This is a genomic window from Anoxybacter fermentans, from assembly GCF_003991135.1.
Lineage (GTDB): Bacteria > Bacillota > Halanaerobiia > DY22613 > DY22613 > Anoxybacter > Anoxybacter fermentans.
The window spans coordinates 2315723-2341284 of the sequence record NZ_CP016379.1; the positions used below are offsets into that span (position 1 = coordinate 2315723).

Annotated in this window: 22 protein-coding genes; 5 read left to right on the forward strand and 17 right to left on the reverse strand. The window is 37.0% G+C overall.

The genetic code is table 11. The features are described 5' to 3' along the window. Nucleotides 1-116: 116 nt before the first annotated feature. Nucleotides 117-1358, forward strand: coding sequence for a dicarboxylate/amino acid:cation symporter (locus BBF96_RS10475; protein WP_127017100.1), 1242 nt, complete (start codon nucleotides 117-119; stop codon nucleotides 1356-1358). Between the two features lie 299 nt (nucleotides 1359-1657). On the opposite strand, the gene BBF96_RS10480 is transcribed toward BBF96_RS10475, so the two are convergent. The 3 genes from BBF96_RS10480 to BBF96_RS17155 form a co-directional block, all read right to left on the reverse strand. Continuing rightward, on the reverse strand, nucleotides 1658-2797 hold the full coding sequence (locus BBF96_RS10480; protein ID WP_127017101.1) for a YibE/F family protein: 1140 nt from the start codon (nucleotides 2795-2797) through the stop codon (nucleotides 1658-1660). A 341-nt stretch (nucleotides 2798-3138) separates the two neighbouring features. Next, nucleotides 3139-4548: an alkaline phosphatase gene (locus BBF96_RS10485; protein ID WP_127017102.1), complete on the reverse strand. Its 1410-nt coding sequence runs from the start codon at nucleotides 4546-4548 to the stop codon at nucleotides 3139-3141. A 193-nt stretch (nucleotides 4549-4741) separates the two neighbouring features. Beyond that, entirely contained in the window at nucleotides 4742-4873 is a 132-nt protein-coding gene (locus BBF96_RS17155) for a hypothetical protein (protein WP_257791985.1), read from the reverse strand. A 145-nt stretch (nucleotides 4874-5018) separates the two neighbouring features. On the opposite strand from BBF96_RS17155, the gene BBF96_RS10490 reads away from it, so the two are divergent. Beyond that, nucleotides 5019-5210, forward strand: coding sequence for a DUF1540 domain-containing protein (locus BBF96_RS10490; protein ID WP_127017103.1), 192 nt, complete (start codon nucleotides 5019-5021; stop codon nucleotides 5208-5210). A gap of 141 nt (nucleotides 5211-5351) precedes the next feature. Then, the gene (locus BBF96_RS10495; protein ID WP_127017104.1) at nucleotides 5352-6266 is read left to right on the forward strand and encodes a cation diffusion facilitator family transporter; all 915 of its coding nucleotides are present in this window, start codon (nucleotides 5352-5354) and stop codon (nucleotides 6264-6266) included. Here BBF96_RS10495 and BBF96_RS10500 read toward each other — a convergent pair. From BBF96_RS10500 to BBF96_RS10545, 10 genes are all read right to left on the reverse strand, one after another. After that, nucleotides 6232-6504 carry a TMEM165/GDT1 family protein gene (locus tag BBF96_RS10500; protein WP_127017105.1) on the reverse strand — a complete coding sequence of 91 codons (273 nt, stop codon included), beginning with the start codon at nucleotides 6502-6504 and terminating at the stop codon, nucleotides 6232-6234. The two genes, BBF96_RS10495 and BBF96_RS10500, sit on opposite strands and share 35 nt — an antisense overlap. Beyond that, a complete protein-coding gene (locus tag BBF96_RS10505) occupies nucleotides 6483-6800 on the reverse strand; it encodes a hypothetical protein (RefSeq protein ID WP_127017106.1) in 318 nt (105 codons plus the stop codon). The genes BBF96_RS10500 and BBF96_RS10505 overlap by 22 nt, the downstream gene beginning before the upstream one ends. 223 nt (nucleotides 6801-7023) lie before the next feature. Next, nucleotides 7024-7296 carry an electron transfer flavoprotein subunit alpha/FixB family protein gene (locus tag BBF96_RS10510; protein ID WP_335876895.1) on the reverse strand — a complete coding sequence of 91 codons (273 nt, stop codon included), beginning with the start codon at nucleotides 7294-7296 and terminating at the stop codon, nucleotides 7024-7026. 371 nt (nucleotides 7297-7667) lie between these two features. Beyond that, on the reverse strand, nucleotides 7668-10058 hold the full coding sequence (locus BBF96_RS10515) for a beta-galactosidase (protein WP_127017107.1): 2391 nt from the start codon (nucleotides 10056-10058) through the stop codon (nucleotides 7668-7670). Nucleotides 10059-10088: 30 nt separating this feature from the next. Continuing rightward, nucleotides 10089-10919 carry a carbohydrate ABC transporter permease gene (locus tag BBF96_RS10520; RefSeq protein ID WP_127017108.1) on the reverse strand — a complete coding sequence of 277 codons (831 nt, stop codon included), beginning with the start codon at nucleotides 10917-10919 and terminating at the stop codon, nucleotides 10089-10091. 68 nt (nucleotides 10920-10987) lie between these two features. Then, entirely contained in the window at nucleotides 10988-11869 is an 882-nt protein-coding gene (locus BBF96_RS10525) for a carbohydrate ABC transporter permease (protein WP_127017109.1), read from the reverse strand. Nucleotides 11870-11954: 85 nt separating this feature from the next. After that, nucleotides 11955-13157 carry a sugar ABC transporter substrate-binding protein gene (locus BBF96_RS10530; protein WP_127017110.1) on the reverse strand — a complete coding sequence of 401 codons (1203 nt, stop codon included), beginning with the start codon at nucleotides 13155-13157 and terminating at the stop codon, nucleotides 11955-11957. Between the two features lie 30 nt (nucleotides 13158-13187). After that, nucleotides 13188-16235, reverse strand: a complete 3048-nt coding sequence (locus BBF96_RS10535) for a glucoamylase family protein (RefSeq protein ID WP_127017111.1) — start codon at nucleotides 16233-16235, stop codon at nucleotides 13188-13190. A 146-nt stretch (nucleotides 16236-16381) separates the two neighbouring features. After that, on the reverse strand, nucleotides 16382-18754 hold the full coding sequence (locus BBF96_RS10540) for a glycoside hydrolase family 94 protein (RefSeq protein WP_127017112.1): 2373 nt from the start codon (nucleotides 18752-18754) through the stop codon (nucleotides 16382-16384). Nucleotides 18755-18812: 58 nt separating this feature from the next. Further along, nucleotides 18813-19808 carry a LacI family DNA-binding transcriptional regulator gene (locus tag BBF96_RS10545; RefSeq protein WP_127017113.1) on the reverse strand — a complete coding sequence of 332 codons (996 nt, stop codon included), beginning with the start codon at nucleotides 19806-19808 and terminating at the stop codon, nucleotides 18813-18815. Between the two features lie 201 nt (nucleotides 19809-20009). Between BBF96_RS10545 and BBF96_RS10550 the strand changes: the two genes are divergently transcribed. Continuing rightward, a complete protein-coding gene (locus tag BBF96_RS10550) occupies nucleotides 20010-21359 on the forward strand; it encodes a GH1 family beta-glucosidase (RefSeq protein WP_127017114.1) in 1350 nt (449 codons plus the stop codon). A 30-nt stretch (nucleotides 21360-21389) separates the two neighbouring features. Here BBF96_RS10550 and BBF96_RS10555 read toward each other — a convergent pair whose 3' ends face one another. From BBF96_RS10555 to BBF96_RS10570, 4 genes are read right to left on the reverse strand one after another with little or no spacing between them, the layout of a single operon-like run. Continuing rightward, a complete protein-coding gene (locus BBF96_RS10555) occupies nucleotides 21390-21965 on the reverse strand; it encodes a metallophosphoesterase family protein (protein WP_127017115.1) in 576 nt (191 codons plus the stop codon). A gap of 20 nt (nucleotides 21966-21985) precedes the next feature. Continuing rightward, the gene (locus BBF96_RS10560; RefSeq protein ID WP_127017116.1) at nucleotides 21986-22993 is read right to left on the reverse strand and encodes a CotS family spore coat protein; all 1008 of its coding nucleotides are present in this window, start codon (nucleotides 22991-22993) and stop codon (nucleotides 21986-21988) included. Then, on the reverse strand, nucleotides 22993-24030 hold the full coding sequence (locus BBF96_RS10565; protein ID WP_127017117.1) for a protein kinase family protein: 1038 nt from the start codon (nucleotides 24028-24030) through the stop codon (nucleotides 22993-22995). The genes BBF96_RS10560 and BBF96_RS10565 overlap by 1 nt, the downstream gene beginning before the upstream one ends. A 6-nt stretch (nucleotides 24031-24036) precedes the next feature. Continuing rightward, nucleotides 24037-24246 (reverse strand): hypothetical protein, encoded by a 210-nt coding sequence (locus BBF96_RS10570; protein ID WP_127017118.1) that lies wholly within the window; start codon nucleotides 24244-24246, stop codon nucleotides 24037-24039. Between the two features lie 287 nt (nucleotides 24247-24533). Here BBF96_RS10570 and BBF96_RS10575 point away from each other — a divergent pair, with 287 nt between their 5' ends. Further along, nucleotides 24534-25532 carry a CotS family spore coat protein gene (locus BBF96_RS10575; protein WP_127017119.1) on the forward strand — a complete coding sequence of 333 codons (999 nt, stop codon included), beginning with the start codon at nucleotides 24534-24536 and terminating at the stop codon, nucleotides 25530-25532. Nucleotides 25533-25562 lie beyond the last annotated feature (30 nt).

The following is a 25562-nucleotide window of genomic DNA, read 5'->3' on the forward strand; positions in this document are numbered from 1 at the left end:
CACAAACTTTTTTTGTCAGAATATTTAAACTTTCCTCATGCCACTTGGATATTTATAAGAATCATTGTATAATTATCTACATCACGTCAAAATATTTTGAAGAGAGGGTGGAGTAAATGAAGAAACAGATGACGTTGACGACACAAATATTTATAGCTTTACTGGCAGGAGTAGTTTTTGGAGTTATTGCTAATCTTTTCCTATCTCAGGAAGTATATCAAGCATTGGAGAAGTGGATTTTAACACCTGTAGGAAATATTTTCATACGTGGAATTAGAATGATGGTTGTACCTTTAGTACTTATTTCTCTTGCCTGTGGCGCTGCAGGAATTGGTGACTTAAAAAAGTTAGGACGTATTGGTGGGAAAACATTGATATTTTATATGTCCACTACAGCTATTGCAATTACTATTGGTTTGATTCTTGCATATATTATAAATCCCGGTATAGGAATTAACTTATCTTCAGAAGCTGCCTTTCAGTCTAAAACCCCACCATTTATTATGGATGTTTTGACTGATATCATCCCAACCAATCCATTTGCAGCAATGACAGAAGGTAATATGTTGCAAATTATTTTATTTGCCATTTTGACCGGTATTGCTATAGCTTATGTTGGGGAAAAAGCACAACCAATCCTTGAACTAGCAAATATATTAAATGAAGTAATGATAAAAATGGTTAGTATAGTTCTAGTTTTTGCACCATACGGAGTCTTTGCTCTTATTGCCAAAGTAATCGCTTCACAGGGATTGGAAATAATTCTTCCACTTATTAAATATATGAGTACCGTTCTCTTAGCATTGTTACTGCACACTACTATCACTTATTCCAGCGCTCTTACCCTGCTGGCCCGGGTTAATCCACTAACTTTCTTTAAAAAATTCTCTCCTACAATGATGGTAGCTTTCAGCACAAGTAGTAGTAATGCTACTTTACCGGTCACAATAGAGACAGTAGAAAGTAAATTAGGTGTTTCCAATGAGATCTGTAGTTTTACTCTTCCATTGGGTGCTACCATTAATATGGATGGTACCTCAATTATGCAAGGTGTGGCTACTATTTTCATAGCTCAGGTGTTTGGCATTGATTTGAGCTTCCAGGCTCTTTTAATGGTTATCTTAACTGCTACCCTTGCTTCCATTGGTACTGCTGGTGTACCTGGGGTAGGATTAATAACCCTTTCTATGGTACTACAATCGGTAGGATTACCTGTTGAAGGTATTGCTCTAATTATTGGTGTTGACCGAATTCTGGATATGACCAGAACCGTAGTCAATATTACTGGAGATGCAGTAGCCACAATTGTTATTGGTAATTCAGAGGGAGCATTTGATAGAGTTAAATTTAATTCTTAACTCTGCACCATATCCCCTCCTCTTGTAAATTTAAAGAACAAAATGCCCTTCAGGTATTGCACAAAGCTAATTTTTCGCTTCACAGTGAAGTTTTTCGAACCATCTAAAGTTCGATCTCACTAAGATGGTTTAACGAAAAATTTCAATATCGCTCAAAATTAGCTTTGTGCAGTTTGATCATAATGTTATCCACAACCTGCAAAAAGTATAATTTCCTAAACACTAAAAAATGAGCCCCTACCTGTTTACTTTACAGGTAGGGGCTTTGATTTGCTCTAAATCCTGTCCTTAAAATAAAATCACTTCCTCATCACTTTTTGAAAGAATTTTCTGGGCTCCATACAGTATATCCAACCTGCAAAAATAGCAGTAATAGGTGCCACCAAAACAAGTCCTATACTTCCAGTTATAGTTCTGAGTATTTCCGCTGCTACTAACTTAAAATTTACAATCCGCATAAAACTCGTATTCTTTGTCATAAACAGCATCAATAAAGTTAAATACCCACCAGAATAAGCCAATAACAGTGTTGTGGTCATTGTTCCTATAACTGATCTACCAACATTAAAACCTGATTGAATTAATTCTTTAACTGTTATATCAGGTTTTTTCATTTTCACTTCTTCCATAGATGCAGCAATATCTATCGCAATATCCATTGCCGCACCTGATGCACCTATTATTATAGCTGCATAAAAGATATGTTTCATATTTAAACCAAGATGTCCACTATAAAGTAAAGTCTCTGCAAAAGGTGCTGTCATACCAGCCAGAACTAATTTGTTACCAAAAAATATTGTTATACCGATGGTAACAAATAGACCACACATTGTTCCCAAAAAAGCTGCCAATCCCTTCCTAGTAAACCCGGCCACAGAAAAAAGGATTATAGCTGACAACAATATCAATACAAATAAAGCCAATAATAACGGGTCCTTTCCTTCCAATAGTCCAGGTATGAGAAAAGTCCAGATTATATAGAGGCTAGCCACAAAAGAAAATAGTGCCTTTAAGCCTGTATAACCGGCATATAATATTAAACATAAAACAAAAAACCCAAAAAGTACTAACTCCCAATTCTGTCGGTATAGATCTATAGCTTTTGCACCTATTACCCGATTATCTTTCTCTGTAATAGCAACAACAATTTTATCTCCCGGTTTATAATAATGATCTAGCTGTAATTTACCCATCAAATGATTGACAGCATTGATCTTCTGACCCTTATATTTACCTTCTAAAATTCTTATAACAAGAAACTGGTTACCAATCATTGATATCCCTGACTTAATCATTTCACTATCATCTGTTTCTAATACAATAGCTCTAACTTCTAAAACATTCTTACTCTTAATTTTTTCCGAATTATCTATAACCAATAATCCGATCAATAATAGAGTTAATCCTATTATAAAAAATACAGGCATAAACTTTTTCATAATTTTTCACCTCAAAACTATTCAATAACTGCCATCAGAAATATTTTATTTAAGATTATACTGCAAAAAGCTAATTTTGAGCCACATAGAAATTTTTCGCTAAATCATCTTAACGAGATTTCCGACGAAATGAGGCCTCATCACAGAAGGTGATGAGCTAATCAAGAGCCAGGAGGGCCCTTTGATTAGGAAGCCTTATTTCGGCGGAAATCAAGCTTTAGATGATTCGAAAAATTTCTCAAGAAGCGAAAAATTAGCTTTTTGCAGTTTAATCATTTAAAATTTGAAAAATAGCCGGGAAAATCCCGGCTATTTTTCAAGCCCTTATCAATTATCATTAATTATTTGAGTTCAGTTAATTTAAAGCCCATCAAATCTGCCATAGTTTTGGCAATCTCACTATTATCCTTAAAACCACCAAAGTTAGCTGCACCAACTCCTATAGCTGACATTGGAATAGCAGTTCCGGTGTGAGCATATGTAGTCCAGAATAAATTGGCTCTTTCAGATACAATATGAGCAACTGCTGCATTAACCGGACTTAACCAGGAAGGACCATTTTCAATTTTTTCACCGGCATCTGCCATATCCATTGCCCTTTCAAGCTCAGCTTTTTCTTTATCTGTCAGGTCATCCAGACCAAAATTCTCTGCTAAGTACTTATACAATGCTTCTCTATCTCCTTTATAACGGATACTATCTACAGAAGCCTTAACATCCATTAACTCCTGGAGTTTTAAGAAATAATTATCTCCAAATCCCAGTCCAAAACCACCAGTTTCGTGGTCTCCAATAATTACGATCAGAGTCTCTTCAGGATGTTGCTTGTAAAACTCATAAGCTTTTGCAATGGCTTTATCAAATGCTAAAACATCATGAATTACACCAGCTGGGTCATTTGCATGAGAAGCATAGTCGATTTTTCCACCTTCAACCATCATAAAGAAACCATTCTCATATTTAGATAAAACTTCAATACCTTTTTGAGTAAGCTCAGCTAATGATGGTACATTATCATTTCTATCAATTTCGTACGGCAAATGACTGTAAGTAAATACAGCAAATACTTTCTCCTTTCCTACAGGCTTATAATTTCTAAATTTCTCAGTATCATTCTCTGTTACAAATATTTTATATCCCAACTTTTCAAACTCTTCAATAAGATTTCTGTCATCTTTTCTCTTTGACTTCAATTCTCCATTCTGTGGAACAAAGTGTCTATATCCACCACCTGCAAAGAACTCGACACCGCTGTCCAGATAATCAACAGCAATTTCATTTTCATTACCTCTGCTTTGATTATGAGCTGCAAAGACCGCTGGAGTTGCATGGGTTAATCTCATAGTAGTAATGATACCGGTTGCCATACCCTTTTCCTCAGCAGCCTCAACAAGAGTTTTAACATTTGTTCCATCCGGTAATTGGGCAATCATACCATTATCAGTTTTAAAACCGGTAGCTAAAGCAGTACCAGCAGCGGCAGAATCAGTTACCAGAGAATCTAAAGAATGGGTTGTGTTAATACCCGCAACAGGAAATTGATTCATAACCAGTTTTACAGTATTATCACCAGTTTTCACCTGGAGAAAATATTCGGCTGCCTGTCTTTGAGAAGACCCCAGACCATCACCAATGAAGTAAAACACATACTTAGGAGCTTTTTGACTGCTTGCAAAAACAAAAGCATTAAAGCCAAGCAGTACTATAAGAACCAGTAATAAAATTCTTGAAGTAAGATTTCTCTTGAACATTTGTTCAACCCCTTTCAACTTTTTTTTTTATATTGTTATCGTTATATTTTTTCGACATATAATTTTAAAATCCTTTAATTACACCAATATTTTTTTAGTTCTGAATATTTATAATAAGATCAATAATAAATATAAATAAACCCACAGGCGTGGGTTTTTAATATTAAAATCTTCCTAAATTATTTTTAAAAAACTACCCGGTCTTTAATATTTTTAAAGACTCTAGAACTTTAACACGGCACTCAGGACATAGATCCATCCAAAAACTTTTCTTCTGTTTAAGTCTAATTAACAAAATTTTTTTACACGGTAAACATAATAACATATATCTTTTCCTCCCCCCATTTTTTTCTTTTAGTATAACCATGAACAACTCTTCTCAAACTTTTTTTAATTCTTTTTTTTAAGTGTATAAAATCTGTAAATGGGGGTAAACATATATAATGATAAAAACTGGAGGTGACAGCTAAATGGCCAAAATCGGTTGCTCGGTACAGAATTGCAAGTATTGGCAAAATGACATTTGTACTGCTGATGAAATTCAGGTCAACTTAAATGAAAGGTACAACAATACCTATATGGAAATTGGGGTACTTGCCGGCCAAAATGCAGCCAACACCTCACAAGAAACCCAATGTAGTACTTTCATTCCAAGAGGGTAATCATCAGAATAATGGAGGGGTCTAATAATTTGATAGCCCCCTCCATTTTTTTTGCACACCCTGGCCTGACCCTACGTATAGTGGTAGAGGGACTTTTATTCTGTAGGGCTAACCCTCCCTGCATTACAAAGGAGTGGGTTAATGTTGAAGATAAATTCCCGATTCTATGAAGGAAAAAAAGTATCACTCTTTGCTCTCTTCATCAACAGTTTTCTTGCCATCTTTAAAATAAGTGTCGGATACCTGGCTCATAGCCGGGCCATGATTGCTGATGGTATTCACTCTGCTTCTGACTCTTTTTCTACAATTATTGTGCTTTTCAGTCTTAGAGTGGCCAGTAAACCTCCTGACTCCTGCCATCCCTACGGTCATGAACGTTCTGAAACCCTGGCTGCAAATATCTTAGCTTTGAGTTTGATCATAAGCGGCATAATAATTATAAAAGATAATATGGCAAGTATATTTACACAAAACTTCTTTTATCCAGAAACAATAAATATCTATGCCGGAATCATTTCTATTATAGCTCAAGAAGGTACTTATCGCTATGCGTTATATGTTGGCCGAAAGATTAACAGTCCTGCAATTATTGCCGATGCCATGCACCACCGCTCAGATGCTATTTCTTCAATTGCAGCTATTTTCGGAATTATAGCAGCACGAAACGGATTACCTATCTTGGATCCCATTGCTGGAATTATAGTTGCAGGAATGATTATCCACATGGGCGGAGAAATTCTTATCGATACCATCCACGAACTAATGGAAGCCTCACCGGATTCCACCTATCTGACTCAGATTACTAAGATTGCTCAATCCATCAAAAAAGTGAAGGATATAACTGACCTAAAAGTAAGAAAACATGCTGGTTCTGAAATTATTGAAATGACCATTACAGTAAACCCCAGTTTAAGTGTTGATGAAGGCGATAGAATTGCACATCTGGTGAAAGATCAGATCATCTCTAATATTGATAATCATCAGATTAAAGAAGTTTTCATCCACGTAGATCCCCATCAAGTCAAATCTTACCAAAAAGAAGTAAACAGCCAATAGCAATAAAAGCAATCCCTGCAGCTACCTGAATATAGTTAGCGGGGATTATTTTATTTAAAAGAAAACCCAGGGCCACCCCTAAAAAAGTTGAACAAACAAGAGCCAAAGCCGCACCGAAAAAAACGGCTTTTGGAGATTTATTTTGGGATACTAAAAGCATGGTGGCCAATTGGGTTTTGTCTCCCAACTCTGCCAGAAAGACCAAGCCAAATGTTGTTAATAATGTTTTCCAGAACAATTAAACCACCTCTCTTTTTCACACTCTACCCCTTTATTTTTACCACCTATAGAAATAATACTTCGTATTACCCAGCATAATACCACTCCGATAGGAAGGCTTAGACAAAAAAACAAACCGTCCGGGATTGAGTCGATAAAGATTTCGAAAAAACAAATCATATAACCAGCAAGAAAAACAGGTAGCCCTAAAGTTATCCCAAAAACAAAGGGTAGATTCATAAAATAGGGTATCCAGGCCAGTAAACCCCAAGATAAACCCAACGTCCAGACTTTCCCCATTCTCTCAACCTCCATCTTAATCCCCCTTTTTCTATGTCTATTTCTGAAATATAATAAATATTCACCCGACCAGATAGTAAAATCTGACGCTTTAAATTTAATAGTCCTTTAAAAATTAAACTAAAAAAAACCTGAAGCAAACTGCTCCAGGTTTTTTCATTGCTCTTTTAAAGCTCCAATTACTTTTTGAACTACCTGATATACATCACCAACAATACCATAATCAGCTACTTAAAGACTAGCACGTTTGTATTACAATTATTTTGGAATTGCTCATACCTGCTAGATGCTGAATAGCTCCAGAAATTCCGCAGGCTATATAAAGATCAGGTTGAACCGTCTTCCCTGTCTGTCCTACCTGATGCTCGTGACCAATCCAACCACAATCGACACAGGCACGGTGAGAAACGACTTCACCACCCAGAACGTCAACTAACTTTTTAATAAACTTAAAACCTTCAGGGCTTCCTAAACCACGACCACCGGAGAAAATGATCTTAGCTTCTTCCAGATCAACACTCTTTTCAGCCTCTTTTTTACAATCCCTTTTATCTTTATATTAATTTCCAACTCTGAAAAATCAGTTTTTAATTCAATAATCTCACCCTGTCGTCTAATGTCAGGTTTAGATTTTTATGATCATCAGTTCCAATTTGCCAATTCTGGCTATAATATGCATTCTGGTATTTTCAATCATTTCTATCACGAATTAGTTTTATAAAATCAACAAAGTATTGTGCTTAAAAATTATTTTAACATACTATTTATATTACATCAATTAAAGAAGTCGCATAACTGTCTCGCCGCATCTTTTCTAGAGCATTTACTGACTTTTTAAATTTACTCATTAGAAAATGAAAAAATCTCCCTGAATAGGGAGATTTAATCAATATCAATAAAAACATCTACAAGCACTTCCTCCTGATTTGAATCCAGATCCAGATTGATGAATATATCATCACCCTGACCTTCAACTTTTAACACTCGCCTACCATCTATTTCTATTCGAGTAGTTGATTTCCCGGTTAATTTAATGATCCCCTGAGTAGATCCATTACCAGCAACAGCCAGAGAAAAACCATTTTGATTACAATCAATAGACAGAATCTCTACAGTAGAATATTCAATAATTAAATCATCTGTAAGGGGAATATTCCAGGGTAGAATTAGTCCACTGCGCGGATTTAGTGTTATTTCATGACCATCAAATAGTTCTTTATTTTTCCTTAATATCTTAAACTTTTGGGGAATGTCATCATAATTCAGCACTGATATAAATCCTTTCTCATTTTCCACTCTGGCAACTATCGAGATATTATCATTATCAGTTAAAAATTCCTGTTCGATCCCCAATTCTAAAGCCAGGTCTTTTATAATTCCAATCTGATAATTGTACATATGATTAAAGCCAAAACCCAAAACTACTACTTCCCCTTTACCAACAGTTTTTCTGATTCCGCAAATACCCCTAGACTTATCCAGACAAACCAGTGAAATAGTGTTTTCATCTTCTTTAAAAAGGTACGGATTCATAACCGAAAAACTCCTATATCCTTTATAAGAGGCCAGATAACGCCCATTCAATCTATCTTCCACTTTGATTTGCAAAGCATCTTTTAGAATTGTCGCCCGCTTTCCTACCATATTTTTAACAGGTACATGCGGAAAAAGGATTAATTTACCACCATTTTGCACATATTGTACCAACTTTTGTTGGATATCCTCTACCATCATCTCTTGAGCAAAAACCCATAAGGTCTTACACTCCATCAATTCTTCTAAGCTGACTTTTAATAGATCATGGGCTTGAAAATGAAGGTTAGCACAGATAAGAAGGCGAATTATTCCGTCAAAGAAGAAATTTTCCCGTTCATGAATTAATTTAGAGACTTCTTCTCCTTTATTAAGTTCTTCAGTCTCAGTCATATAATAATCTGGATAAAAACCTACATGTGTTACAACCTTCTTTCTAGTCCTGACAAACTGTCGTCCAAAAGTTTTGAAAAACCTCCCCATCCGACGTGCATTAAAAAAGCTGGGTCTCTTATCTCCATTTGAAGCAAGAGGAGCCTGCCACTCATGGTATCTACCAAATTCACCAATACCCTCTAAATTAACCCCGCCAGCAAACATATAATAATTTAAAGCATTCATACCGTGGGCAACACAGGTTCTGGTATTGAGTTCTAAATCCTGAGGATAAATACGGGGTCTATCAGCAAGTCTCCCTGCTTGAAACTCTGCTGAAAAGAGAGGAATTTCTATATTCTGAATTGCCTTTGTAAATTCTGAAGCAATAACCAGATCATGAAAGGTATCATAACCAATTCTACCAGGATAAAAATCTCCTGCCAGTACTGTTTGGGGAAGCTCAGATATGGAATATAATTGAGATAATCCTATAGGATAATCGATTCCCCGGCTATATAATGAATAGTCTTTGAAGCCATGAACATTAATTAAAATTGGTACATCAATACCCTCTTTTTTTGCATAAGCAGTCAGCTCTTCTACATACTTCTTTATATACCAGCGCCAGAATAAACCCCAATCCCGGCTAAAAATAGATTGATTACAGATTGCTTCCGGAGAAATTTCTTTATAATCTTCAAGATTAGTTCCATAAGTTTTATTTAATTGTTCCATATTTCCATATTTGTTTTGGAGAAATTTGAGAAAATACGTCCAGGTTATATGTGAGTAATCCGATTTCCCGGAAACCCAATTAAGCATACCAATTTCATTACATAATTGAACCATTATAATATTTCCGTTTCTGGAAATCAATCTTTCCTTTATAATAGGCATAACCATTCTATACCAATCTCTCACCTTATTAAGGTAAGTAGGATGTAAATATGATACAACCGCAAGAGGATGGAGAGAACCATTTTTATCTCTGGCAATAATTTCGGGATAATTTTTTAATAACCACCCGGGAAGTCCATAATTGACCAATTCAGCCATTACATAAGGGCCAGGCCGAACAATTGTATAAAAACCCATCTCATGACAGAGATCGAGAAAACCAACTACATCCCGCTGATGATGGGTTTTTCCGGTTAAATCAACCTTTCCCTCATAAGGCTCATGCCAGATCCAGGGAATGTATGTGCTTACCAGATTACACCCCGCTTCTTTTACCTTTTGTAAGCGATCCTGCCATTCCCCTTTTGGAATCCTAAAGTAATGTACTTCTGCGCCGTACAAAAATTCCGGCTTTCCATCTATTTTAAAATATCCATCTTCAAATTCTACTCTATTTGTTACCATTCTGTTTCCTCCTTTGCTGTTCCGGTATAGCTAACCCTTTAATCCCGATAAAGTTATCCCACGAATAAAATATTTTTGTGCCATAAGAAAGACAATAATTACGGGCAAGACAACAATCACCGCTCCTGCCATCTGTAATCCATATTCAGTTTGATACTGACCTCCCAAATTAGCAATAGCTACTGGAAGAGTGTACATCTTTTCATCTGTTGCAATAATCAATGGCCATAAAAATGAATTCCACGAACCCGTAAAGTTAAAGATTCCTAAAGTTGCCAGGGCAGGTTTGCAAAGTGGTAAAATAATCTTGAAAAAGATATATAACTCACTTGCCCCATCAATCCTGGCCGCTTCTAATAGCTCGTCTGGAATAGTCCTTATAAATTGCCGCATAAAGAAGATACTAAAAGCACTTGCTAACCCGGGTAAAATCAATCCCAGATAGGAGTTTAGCAATCCCAATTTTTTTAGCAACAAAAACACCGGAATCATTGTAATCTGGCCTGGTATCATCAAGGTTCCCAACAACCCCAAAAATAATTTATCCCTCCCTGGAAACTGAAACTTGGCAAAAGCATAGCCAGCCATTGAACAGATCAATAAAGAGAGGGTAGTAATTGAAAAAGCCACAATAATCGTATTCTTAAAAGGTGTCAAAAAATCTAATGTCTGAAATAGTTTGGTGTAATTGATCAGGGTTGGATTATTAGGAATCCAATCGGGCGGAAAACGAAAAATCGCCTTTGTACTTTTAAAAGATGTGGACAACATCCATAGAAATGGGGCAATCATAACAATCAAACCCAACAATACCACCAGATGAACAATTATCTTTTCTATTAAAAAAATTTTTTCTTTCATAAATTTCTCGCCTTAAACCTTTTATAAGGTTAACAGGCAATTTTTCACCTCCATAATTATTAAAATCACTAGTATTGAATTTCCTCATCTCTAAATTTCATCTGAATCAATGTAGCCACAAATATGATACCAAAAAGAACATAGGCAATTGCAGAAGCATAACCCAGATTGAAAAACTTAAATCCCTGTCTATACATATAGAGAACTATAGATAAAGTTGAATTTAACGGTCCACCATCAGTTAACATATACGGTTCTGCAAAGAGCTGAAGATAACCAATCAAAGTCATAACGGTAACAAAAAAAGTAGTGGGTCGTAATAATGGAATAGTGATATGAAATAACTGCTGCCAGCGATTGGCACCATCAATTTGAGCAGCTTCATAAAGATGTTCCGGGATATTTTGTAATCCAGCAAGAAAGATAATGATGTTATAACCCAAACCCTTCCAGACAACTAACATAATTATAGCTGGCATTGCCCATCTGGGGTCTCCCAACCAGCTAGGACCAGTAATTCCAAAAAGACTTAATGCCCAGTTTAAAATTCCATAACGGGGATTTAAAACCCATTTCCAGACAACAGCAATAGCTACTGTTGTGGTAATATGGGGCAGATAAAAACCAACCCGGAATAGATTCCTTCCAATAATATCCGGCCTATTTAATAAAATAGCAAATGATAAGGAAAATATAATTGCACAGGGAACCCCAATTGCTACAAAATACAAGGTGTTTTTTAAAGCTTTCCAGAAAAGTTCATCATTTAATAATTTTCGGTAATTTTCCAGACCTATAAATTTAGCTTTGCTCCAATCTACCAGAGCAAAAACATTAAAATCGGTCAGACTGAGATAAAAGGAAACAAAAATCGGAAGTATCATAAAAATCAACATCAAAACCAATGCTGGTGCTAAAAATAATAATGGTACTTTTATATCCTTTTTCATTTTATACATCTCCCACCTAATATAATGAGCTTCTGACCCCTCCTTTTAGGAGGGGCCAGTCAGGATTAACCAGAATCTATACCTATCAGAGTACTCCCTCAATATCTCTGGCTAAAGCCTCTGCTGCTTCTTTTGGAGTCTTTTCTCCATAACATGCCTCCTGAACACGCCGTTGGATGAATGATTCAATCTGAGCCCATTGAGGAATATTAATAGGCGCCTTGGCATCCTTTAATTGTTCTCCGAAAACTTGCATCATTTCTAAATTATTAAAATAGGTATCTTCCCAGGCCCACTTATTGGCAGGTAAACAGCCGGAGATTTTAAACCACTCAACCTGATTTTGTGCCTCGGTCATAAATTCAATAAATTTCCAGGCTGCTTCCTTATGTTTTGAATCTTTAAAGATAACCAGATTGCATCCACCAATAAAGGAAGTACGGCTTTTCTTTTCCGGCATCAAAGCAACTGACCATTTACCATCAATTTCCGGTACCTGCTCATGAGTAAGATTTACCATCCAGGGTCCACTGAAATACATAGGCATCCTTCCAGCTGCAAATTCCTGAAATAAATTAGTACCCTGAGCATCAATAGGTGCTAGACCTTCTTTAAATAGTTTGACATAGAATTCCAAAGCTTCCACAAAGGCCGGTTCAGTCACAGCAACTTCACCATTTTCGTCAAGAATCCGACCACCATTTTGCCAGACAAATGGCATAAACTCTTGATAATTATTGGTAGATAATGCTAGACCATAACCACCATCTGCAGCCAATTTACGTGCCACATCTTCTAGTTCCTCCCAGGTCCGCGGAGGATGATCATAACCTACTTCAGCCAACAAATCTGTACGATAAAATAAGACACGGGTATCTACATACCAGGGAATACCATAAAGCTTCCCATCAACAATATTGGTATTTAAAGAACCCTCAAAGAAATCATCCTCTTTGATTACCTTTGAGTTTTTAAGATAGTTACTGACATCTTCAAAAACTCCAATTGATCCAAATTCAGCCATCCAGGTTGTCCCCATCTGAGCAACATCAGGTACAGTACCACCTGCAATAGCTGTAATTAACTTATCATGAGCACTGCTCCAGGGTATAGCCTGAACCTTTACTTTTAACCCCGGATACGCTTTTTCAAATTTCTCTACCATCGCACCAATCTTTTTAGCTTCCGCCCCCATCGCCCAGACCGTAATGGTCTCAGCTGCAAAGGCTGATAATGTACTGAACAGGATAATGCCCAATAACAGTATTAAAATTAAGGCTTTTTTCATGCATATCCCTCCTGGATAGTGATTTTTATTTTACTCCAAAATCAATTGACCCCATAATTCAGGATTGGCCCAGATTTCAGGAAGGTTATTCCAGGCTAACATATTGGTTCTTACATACTCCCCAATTTTTGCATCTTCTTTGTTACTATTATGGATGGTATGGCAGAAACCTAAAATAGTACCTGACTTAGGTTTTATACCCAGATCGGCAAAGGGAATGGCTACCTCAATAGCATATCCCGATTCGGTTCGTTTTGAAGCTACTTTGATATCTGGCCCCACTTCAGCAATTGGCCCTGGCTTAGCATCCTCATGGCGTACTGCCTGAACATTACCTTCAGTATCAAATGGAAGAATTGCAAGTTTCATGATTCCTGCATCTGAGCCAGCCCTTCCTGGATCAAGGTAAAACTCAATAGAATCAGTACGGTAATAACCACCTTTATCTTCTGGTGCAATATTGCTAACTACCACCTCATCAGAAACATCAGCTGCCAGATAGAGATATTTATCATCCCACTGGATATAAAACTTGCTATGAAGAATCTGCTTCCTCTTATCAACCTTCTGTAATCCTCCTGCAGGAACATTCATATCTTCATCGACAACATAGTATTTCTGGCCCTGCCACTCTGAGAGATCACCATCTACCTGAATCGTACCTTCCAATCTATGGGCTACTGCTTTTTTGTCTTTTGGAGCAAGCCGCATCTTTTCAAATTCTGCCTGATAACCTGGAGTAACAGCATAGTCAGCTTTTTTCTCAACAAATCCGATTTTATCCAGAGCCCTCTGAATACTTTCATTCTGCATAAAATACTTCCAGACAAAACCGGTTCTATAATTCTCGATCATCAGCAGAATGTCACCCTGATCAATACCGATATGTTGATCAGAAAACCAGTTCTGGTCTACATTAAATGCACTAACAAAACCATATTTACCCCAGATAAGAGGACCATATTTTTTAAGCATCTCTTTCATAGCAGCAATTGAAAGCTCCGGAGTAAAGGGCATGGATGCTATGGAAGCATAAGGAGCAATAGTACCATCATGGTTTCCCTCAGAAGCACCATAGGCTTTATATCCTGCAGGACCGTCAGAAGCACTGATTCCCCAGATATTCAAATCATAGGACTTATAATTATACCGGTTCAAAACGGCAAATAAGCGATTTATTCTGGTAGCAATTACAGAGTTATTCCAGTAGTTAGCATATTTATCTTCTTTATCTCTGAAATCAATCCAGATATGGGGATACTGGTAAACAAACAATACTTCCATGGGCAGATTGATGTAATTGTCATTTACAGGCCGATAAATTGCATCCCAGGACTCTGCTGGAATAGGATAAGTTGGTGAACCTATTGCCAGGATATATGCCAGAAGACCTTCGTTAAATGAATCCCAACGTGCATTCAAAAAACCAGCTTCTGGTTTCCAGCCCATTGCCAGAGTATCACCATCATTCATCATCCACTGCCAGTTTACATCTTCATAAAGCTGTTGAGCTAATCTCTCAATAATTGTGCCTTTAAAATATTCACCCGCAAAGAGGGCACCGGCAATAAAGATGGCTGTATCAATAGAAGACAACTCACTATTACCGACTCTTCTTCCTGTTTTCATATCCACAAAGTGATAAAAGAAACCATTCTTGCCCTCTACGCCCCCTTCTGCAAAAGTACGGAGGGTAGTTAAAATTCGCTCAAAACCTTCTACCCTGGAAATCCAACCTCTTTCAATTCCCACAGGTATAGCAGTCAATCCAAAACCGACTGCAGCGATACTACACGGAGAATCTTCTGTGCTTCTGTCTTTGATCAAGCCATTTTCAGGATTTGCCTCCAACCAGAAATAGTCAAAGGTCTTTTTTGAAACAGCGTTCAGCAAATCTTCAGTATCCATCTTTAAAAGTGAAGCAACTTCCTTTTTTATCTCCTCAGGGACAAGGTTCAATCGTTCTTCTAAGCTTAGAGCTTTCTTTTGCTCTACATAAATTCCGTCAATATAAAATTTTTCTGTCAAAGGAATCTTATTATTGGCTTTATCAAATCCAGCAAAAGCAAGATAAATTTTATATTTCCTTGAAGAATCAAGTTTTTTCATCACATCTGCCAATGGATAACGGACCTGATTCCAACCCGGCTTAACTTCTGTCTTAGAAAAAACACCGCCAATCCAGGACCATTCCTCAGTTACATCAGCCATCCCCAAAAAGAACATTTGAGGATTTAGCTCATTATCCTCAGGCAAATAGATGTTTATGATAACCTCATCATTACCAGCCCAGAGATTTATTTTTTCCCCAACCAGATCTAAAGCAATCTTTGTTTCAACAGCTTCTCCACTGGGGATGACTGCCAAAGAATGCTGCCCTTGATAAACTATCTCACTATTTAATGCAAATCTGGTTCCTGTATTATCATCATCAAAATTGTTAATTTCTTTTTCACTATCCATTGTCCAGATATATTTGACAGTAGATGAAATCTGTAATGGTTCTACCCTTATCCCGTCAATATAGAAACTTTCAGTTAAGGGAACCTTGACATTATTTTCGTCAAACCCAATAAACGCAAAATATAGCTTATATTTATGATTCATTTTTAGATTTTTCATATTTTCAGAAAGATGATAACGAATCTCATTCCAACCAGGCTGTACTTCTGTTTCAGAGAATACACCATCTATCCATTTCCACTCACCAGTCACATCAGCCATACCTAGAAAGAAACTGGTAGGATTTAATGAATTTTTCTCAGGTAAGTACACATTCAAAACCACTACATCACCATTGTTCCAAATTTTAAGCTTATCTCCAGACAGATTAAGATCAAGTTTAGTTTCTATTGCTTCTCCACTGGGTATCACTTCAACAGAACTCTGGCCCTGATAAACAATCTTTGAGTTTAAGACAAACTTAGCACCAGTATTATCATTACCATAACCGGCTACCTCTTTTTGAGTCTCCATAGACCAGATATACCCGTTTTCTCCCTCTGTACCTGCCATTGCCACAGCAGACAAAACAATGGTTATGATTAAAAATCCCAATAGGCCTATTGATTTTCGCATTAATCTTTACCTCCTTAGAATCATTTTATTAAATTCGAAGGTTAAATACCAGCTTTTTCAACTGCCATATGCTTCCATAATCACATCTAAATTCCCCCTTTTTTTTTATAAAATAGCTTAACCACTACAAATTTCTTATGAACTTTTTATTTAAAAAACACCTCTACCTTATGTATCTTCCCATCACCATGTGGAAAAATTACATTTCCTTTTAATCTTTCACCATCTATATAGATCCCGGCCTCTTCTTTCTGAATCTTTTTAAAATAAATCTGATAAGTTGCTCCCCGGTATTGACGGGAAACGAAAAATTCTTCCCATTCTGTAGGAATGGCTGGTTCGATTCGCAATCCATCCCATTCAGCTTTAATTCCTAAAATTCCCTCTATTGCTACCAGGAAAGTCCAGGCTGCTGAACCAGTGTACCAACTCCAACCTCCTCTACCAAAGTTGGGAGAATCAGGTCCGTCCACATTACCCGGAGTTACATAAGGTTCTACTTTATATAAATCGGGATTCTGACCTCTATATGGTGGTAAAAAACTTTTTAATATCCGGTAGGCCTTTTCACCATATCCAAGTTTACAGGCCGCCAGAACAGCCCAGGTAGCAGCATGGGTATATAAACCTCCATTCTCCCTTACCCCTGGTGCATATCGGCTCAGATAACCAATATTGGGATAAGGCTTTTTATATGCTGGGTAAAAGAGAATAGGTCCGTACTCCCTTATCAAATATTTCTCCACAGACCTGAAAACTTTTTTTGCACGCTCTTCATCGGCCACATCGTTAAGAATGGCCCAGGTCTGAGCATTAAGAAAGATTTTACCTTCTTTACACTCTTTGCTCCCCATAACATATCCATCATCACAAACAGCTCTGATATACCATTCTCCATTCCAGCCATAGTCATTGATGGCCTTTTTCAAATTCTTAGCTTCTTTTCGATATCTCGCAGCCCTATTTACGTCATCATACTTTTCAGCAACTATTGTAAAATCTTTTAAAATACCATATAGAAAATGGCCCAACCAGATACTTTCACCCTTTCCTGCAAAACCTACTGCATTCATGCCATCATTCCAATCACCATCACCTATTAAAGGAAGACCTCTTTTACTCCTTTTAGATAGGCTGTATTCAATAGCCTGACAGCAGTGTTGATAAATAGTAGCTTCCTCGCCATTTTTATATGGAACCTTTTCATCGAGAAAATCAAAATTACCGGTTTCTTTAAGATATTTTATTGTAACAAAGGGTAACCAGAGGAGATTGTCTGAGATATTATTCTCTGCTCCAATCTCTGAGAGAGGATGCCACCAATGGTTAACCCTTCCTTCTGGAAATTGATGGGCTGCATGCAGTTTGATCTGTTCAGCAGTTTTATCCGGGTCTATTAGAAGAAAGATCTGGCTATCCTGAAGTTGATCCCTAAAACCGTAAGCTCCTCCGGCCTGGTAATATCCAGTTCTACCCCAGATCCTGCCCGAAATAGCTTGATATTTTAACCAGACGTTGTTCATCAGATTAAAACCCACATCTGGAGTTTTAACTTCCAAAGTTGATAACAGCTGATTCCAGAATCTCTTAACCTCAGTAAAAGCCTTTTCAACTGTCTTAAGATTTTGATATTTCAGAATTAACTCTTCAAGCCGGGTCATCTCTTCTTTTTTAACAGCCCCAAGTAGATAAACAAGTTGAATACTTTCACCGGGACTTATTTTTACCTGATTGTGTAGACTTCCAATAGCATCTCCCCATTTACCACAGGAATTAGTTAATCTACCTTTTTTGATAGCAGCAGGAGCTTGTAAAGAACCATACATACCCAGAAAATTTTCTTTATCACCTTCAAAACTAACGACAGGCTCGTTAACACTATGAAATGCCACATATTCCCAGTCTCGATTCCAGTGCTGGCCCTTTTCATTTGGAAGTTCCCAGAATCTTTTTCTGCTCAAAAGGGTATTTAATTTCCCGTCGAATTCAGTTTCAATAAAAATTTTATGGAATTCACGGTGAGAATCGGGTGCAACTCCAAGTCCCCATTCCAGATAAGTAAAGAGAGAAAGGGTTTTTTCCTGATTTGATTCATTAGTAAGCTCAACCCACCAGATTTCTACCGGATCATCTTTGGGAATAAATATTGTCAACTGACTACGAATACCATAATTTCTAGAAATGAATTTTGAATAGCCTATACCATGATGAACCTGATAGAATTCGGGATTTTGACAGACAGGTTTCCATGTTAGAGACCAGAAGTATCCTGTATTATCATCTCTGAGGTAAACATATTTACCCCAATCATCCCTGATTAGATCCTGTTCCCAACGGGTTATCCGATTTAATGATGCGTGAGTTTTCCAGCTATAACCTCCACCAGTCTGAGAAATAACAAGTCCATAATCTCCCGGACAGATCACATTAACCCAGGGCCTGGGTGTATCCGGTCTGGTAATAACATACTCTTTCCCTTCTTCATCAAAATAACCGTATTTATTTTGAAAAACTGTCATCATCAACCCTCCATTTTTAAAATTCTTAACCGGTTAAGTAAAAGGTAAAAAAATATAATTAAGCACAGGAACCCCTTTCAACAAGGACTGTTTTTAATAAAATTTTCCTTGGCTCAGGTTCTTCTCCCCTAATTAAATCCATAAGAAGTTCGACGGCTTTTTGTCCCATTTTAGCAGTAGGCTGACTAATAGTAGTCAAAGGTGGATCCACCAATGCTGCTGCTTCAATATCGTCAAAACCAATAATGGAAATATCATCAGGTACTTTAAGACCTGCTTCTAAAATAGCACTTAAAGCCCCAAGGGCCATCTGGTCATTGGCAGCAAAAATGGCAGTTGGTTTTTTTTCTAACTTAAGCAATTCTTTAGTAACCTGATATCCGCCTATTTTTTGAAATTCACCATGCTTGATAAACTCCTCTTGAAATTTTAAACCATAATCTTTCAAAGCCCTACAGTAACCCTTAAATCTGGATTCATTATCCCATGAGTCCCGGGAACCGTGGATAAAAGCAATCTCTTTATGTCCCAACTTTATTAAATATTCAGTGGCCTTATATCCACCTTCTTCATTATCTACAATAATTGAATAGATAGACTCATCATCTATAGGGCAGTCAATAAATACAAACGGGATTCCTCGCTTTTTTAATTCATAAATATAATCAATATTTAAATGATAGGTCATCAGAATCACACCATCAACACGTCCACTGGTAAATGAATCAACCACATCCTTCTCTTTTTGCGGTTCTGCATGGGTGGTGCATAAATTTAAGGTATAATTGAACCTATTAGCAGTATTTTCAACACCTCTGATAATATCTGCATAAAACATATCAGTGATATCAGGTATCACTAAACCCAACATCTCTGTTTTTTGCCCGGCTAGACCACGAGCAACAGCATTGGGTCGATAGTTCATTTCCTTCATTATCTGGAGTATTTTTTGACGTGTTACCTCACTAACACCAGGTTTATTATTAATTACATATGATACAGTAGCTTTAGAGACATTTGCTGCTTTAGCGATGTCATTAATGGTAACAGGCATAAAATCACTCCCAAAAACCTTTACAATATTTACGATTTGTATTAAAATAAACTTAACCGGTTAACTTAATTATAACTTCTTAAACTCTTTTTTGTCAATACCCATTTTTCTGAATTATTCTTTTTCGAAAAATTTCTCACAAAGCGAAAAATTAGCTTTTTGCAGTATAACCATTTAAAATTTAAAGAAAGGAGAAAAAAAATGCATAGGAGATATTTCCCTGAAGATTTTATCTGGGGAGCTGCTACTGCTTCATATCAAATTGAAGGAGCTTATAATGAAGATGGAAAAGGAGAATCCATCTGGGATCGCTTTAGCCATACTCCTGGCAAAATATTAAATGGAGATACCGGAGATGTTGCCTGTGATCACTATCACCGATTTAGAGAAGATGTAAAATTAATGAAAGAATTAGGCCTCGACTCTTACCGTTTTTCCATCTCCTGGCCCAGAGTATTACCGGAAGGTAAAGGTCAGGTAAATGAAAAAGGGCTGGATTTTTATAAGCAGTTGGTAGATCAGCTTTTAAAAGCCGGAATTGACCCAGCTATCACCCTTTACCATTGGGATCTGCCACAGGCTTTACAGGAAAAAGGAGGTTGGGCAAATCGTGATACTGCAAAATATTTCGTCGAATATGCCAATTTAATTTTTAAAGAATTAGGAGATGTAGTACCCCTCTGGATTACCCACAATGAACCCTGGGTTGTCTCTTTTCCAGGCCACGCTTTTGGTGAACATGCTCCGGGAATAAAAAATTATCAAACTGCTCTTCAGGTAGCCCATAATTTATTACTTTCCCACGGAATGGCAGTTCAAAGTTTTCGTCAGTTGGGTTTACCCGGAAAGATTGGTATCACTTTAAACCTGACTCCTGTTTATCCTTTTTCAGATAATGAGGCAGATCAAAAAGCCTGTGATTTACAGGATGCTTTTATCAATCGCTGGTTTTTAGACCCGATCTTTGAAGGAAGTTATCCAGAAGAACTCCATCAAATTTATCGTAAAAAAGTTGGTGAATTTATAATAAAAAATGACGATCTGGAAATTATTAATCAAAAGATCGACTTTCTTGGAATTAATTATTATTTAAGGTTGGTAGTAAAACACAATCCAGATTATAATATCTTTGGAGTCGAAACAGTAAAACCCGAAGGACGGGAATACACCGAGATGGGCTGGGAAGTCTATCCAGAAGGCCTGTATGATCTATTGATCAGGTTACATAAAGATTACGCTCCTGAAGCCCTCTATATTACAGAAAATGGTGCCGCATATCAGGATCAGATAGATGCTGATGGTAGAGTTCATGATCAAAAGAGGATTGCTTATTTAAAAGCACATCTCAAAAACGCACATCGAGCTATAGAGGCAGGAGTTCCCGTAAAAGGATATTATATCTGGTCATTGATGGACAATTTTGAATGGGCATTTGGTTATAGTAAGAGATTTGGTCTAATTTATATTAACTATGACAATCAGCAACGGATTTTAAAAGATAGTGCTTACTGGTATCGGACTATAATTGCTAAAAATTACATTGAAGATTAGCCCACCTTAAAGATTTAAGGTGGGCAATCCCTACCTATTCCGCGGATAAGTAAAAACCTTCAAATCAATACATATCTCATCCCGACCCAATTCAATAAAGCCAACACTGGACAAATGGCGATTTCTTATCGGCATACCTGGGTTAAAGACTAAAACATCTTTTTTCAGTTTTTTAAAAGGTTGATTTTCTGGATAAAATTCTACCCGGAAGCTCTCCAGTAATGGTTGGTGATAATGGCCAAAGACAATTATATCCAGACCCTTTTCATTGATGAAGGGTTCAACTAAAACCTGATAGAGCCATTCTTTAAGTTGAGTTTTGTTTACATAAAGACCATTTAGCTCATCACCATGAATCATACCAATCCGATATCCATTAAGATCAAGAACTTTTTTGCGGGGCAAATCTAAATTACGTTCTAAATCATGGTTTCCTGCAACAGCCTCTACAGGAGCTATCTCCTTTAACTGATCCAGAATCTTCATTTCTATTATATCTCCGCAATGGAGTATCAAATCAACCCCGGAAAAGGCTTCTATAATCCGGGAACTCAGTTTATGATACTTATCTGGAATATGGGTATCTGCAATTACACCAATTCTCATTTTTATTCTCCCCTTTTCATCTATTCTTCACAATAAATCATTTTAAATTCTGATAGAAATCTGGCTCTGTTCTCTTGCTGAGCCAGAAATTTGCGTAATTTTCTAAATAATCGTTTATAAGACCAGCCATCCCGTCCCCGTTTCTCATAATATTTACGTAAAATGCGCCAGACCTTTTCAGGGAAGGTTAAAAAGATGGCAAGTAATTGATAGTCCTCCTGATCTAAAGGACGTACCTCCGTATATCCATCAAGAATCCTTCGTATCACATCTATATCCCACTGATCACGATTTAAAGTCCGCCTGAGCAAACGCCAGAGATCAGTTATAGGCAAATCTAACTTCATTGAGTCATAATCAATTAAATGAATCTGGCCCTTTTTGTCTATAAGAAAATTTCGCCTGGCTGGATCACCATGACAAATTTGAGTAAGATTTCTGCTTTCTTCTACTTTTTTATAATAGACCGAATCCCTTAGGGCTATAAAAGCTTCCTTAGTATCTTTTAAAATCCTGTCTGCATTTTTAAGAAAATACCAGTCAAAATCTGACCCTTCTTTTTCTGCTAACTCAATGTAAAATTCAATATCCCCTACCCGACGAGCCAGCTTCTCAGGCCATTTACCTAATTTATCTTTAACTTTAATACCAGGCTCCGGTTTATAACCTTCAGCTGCCTTATGAAACTCTGCCAAAACCTTGGCAGCGCCGATCATCTCTTTTATTGAGCGATATCTAATCTCCTTTCCTTCAATCCAGGGAGTTAAAATTAGATTCTGACCATCATAATTACCAAAAGGTTCTCCTTCAGGTGTATGTATATATGAAGCCAGAACCTGAAAACCACGGCTCTTGACATATCTAATCACCGAATCAAAAAAGAGTAGCCTTTTTTTGCTATCCTTAACCGGCTTTAGACAATAAATCTCCCGGTCAGTCCAGACTTTAAAAACACCTCTAACTCGGCGTACTTTCTCAGGCCTAATTCCCCAGGTTTCAAGTGCTTTAAAGACCTCTCTTCTCTCCATCACCGTTCCTCCATTCCTTTAAACATTTTTAATATCTCCTGATAAACTTTCATCTCTCGCGCCGCCCCTTCTAAAGCCTTGCGTAATTTCCGAACATAACCTTCTTCAGACCAGTTCTTTTTCCTTAACTGATATCTATCGATCATCTTGACCACTTTGGAAGGATATAGTAAATATGATAAAAGCCAGACTTTTTCGCCCCGGCTCAAAGAACGCTCCTCTTCATACCAGTTGATTACCTGGGGTATTACTCTTTTAAGTACTCTCTTAGAAGAAACTTTTTTAACCAGGCGTTTAATCCATTTCCCAAGATCCTTTACCCGCAGATCATAATGAACTTTCAGCGGATTGATAAAATATGTTCGACTATCTAACCCAATTAAAAATTCCTTCTCCTTCATCTGATGATAGGTAACGGATCGCTCATTTTTCTCCTTTTGAATCAAGTGCTGACAGCTTAAAGAAAGGGCCAATTCCATAGCCTTTTCGATCCTTTCTTTAAGTAATAAACTCTCTTTTAAAAACATTTGATCAAAATCCGATAGAGACCCGGATTTAGATTTAATTTTTTCCATATAAAAATTAAAAATTCTACGGCCTTCAATCAACCTCTCAGGCCATTTACTCCAATCTTCCTTTCCTTTTCCATTACTCTCCAGAGATATACCAGACATGTACTTATGTAAAAGGGCCAGATCCTGGGTAATCTGTTTAACATCACTTATAACATTCAACTCTGGAGTCCGACCATTGACCCAATCCATTAGAACCCAATTACTGTGTTCAGTCTGAATATTTGGACGGCCCTCATTTGTCTGATAAATAACCGGAACCTGATTCATACCCCGTTCCCGTAATTCGGTAACAACAGAATAGACAAATATTAACTTTGAAGATTTGATTTGAACCCGGGCCAGCCGCCGATACCCCTGATCAGTCTCAACCCGATACTGATCACCTTTTACGGGTGTTATTCCTATAACTTTAAAAGGATAATTCTTTTCAATAACCTCTTTTAATTGGTCTAAATTAAACATTTTTCTTCACCTCCTTGCAGTATCCCAATCCAATGTAATTATTATCTTAGCTTTTTTTTCATTCTTATCAAACCTGATTCTAAGAATCCCATCTCCCGGTAAGGCAACATAATCTCTTTCTCTGGGTATTAATCCGAATTTATTAAAATATGTAACAAGTTCATCTAAATAACGGGCCAGTTCTTCACAGGAGTGACAATAAATTTTGAATTTCACTACCATCTCCTCCCATTCCAATCCATACTCTATATACTATATTCATTTCCCGTGCCTTTTGTTAGTAATTTTTATTCAATGAGTAAACTGCAAAAAGCTAATTTTAAGTGACATAGAAATTTTTCGCTTCACCATCTTAGTGAGATTTCAGTCGAAATAAGACCTCATCACAGGATAAAATTTCTCTTGAAGCAAAAAATTAACTTTTTGTAGTAAAATCATCCAGTAATTTTTCTTCATTTAACCTCATACTCTTTTATATAGTGTATTTTAACGGAGTGGAAGCCATGAACAAAGATTTAATTCATCTTATCGAAAAAGAATATCAAATCCGTATCAATGATTATCATCCCTTAAAAAAGGCCTGGGTATTACAAACCAACCGGGGCCCCTTTTTTCTTAAATCCTTTGTCTTTCGGGATGGACCTAGACTTCAATTCATCGATGGTGCCATGCGGCATCTTATAAAACGCGGCTTTAACCATATCATTCCCTTTAAACGGACAAAAAAAGGCGACCCATATATCTCCTATGCAAAAGAAATTTACTTTATGACTCCATATATCAAAGCCCGACAGTGTAATTATAACAATCCGGATGAACTTTCTAAGGCCGCTTCACTTCTTGCCGAGCTTCATCTCGCCTCTTTCGGTTACCGACCTTCGCCGGACTTAAACCCTCAATACTTCTGGGGGCTCTGGCCCAGGCGCTTTAAAGAAAAAATCCAGCATCTATACACTTTCAAAAACAACCTCGAAAAAAAAGCCAACTTAGATCAATTTGATCAAATTTTTATAGAAAAATTTTCCTACTATTTTCAAAAGGCACATCAGGCTTTAGATCAGCTTTTAAAAAGCGACTATCAGCGTCTTATGTTTAATGAACAGCGATTCCACTCCTTCTGTCACCACGACTATGAATATCACAATCTGCTGATCACTCCTGAAAACCATTATTATGTAATCGATTTTGACTATCTTCTCTGTGATACCCATCTCCATGATCTGGCCAGTCTATTAATTAGAGCGGGCAGGCGATCCAAATGGGATGAGAAAAAACGGGAATTAGTAATCCGTGCCTATCACCAGATATATCCCATCCACCCAGAAGAGATTCCTATAATCCAGGCTATGATGCTATTCCCTCAGGTATATTGGCAGGTCGCTTTTGCTCGCTATTTTGAAAACCAACCCTGGCCTTTAGAAAGGTTTATAAATGATATCTCCCGTAAAACCAAATATGAAAAGGCACGTGTCAAATATATTGAAAATCTAAACATTCCTTAAAATAGTTTTTGAATCTACGTGCACTTCCCT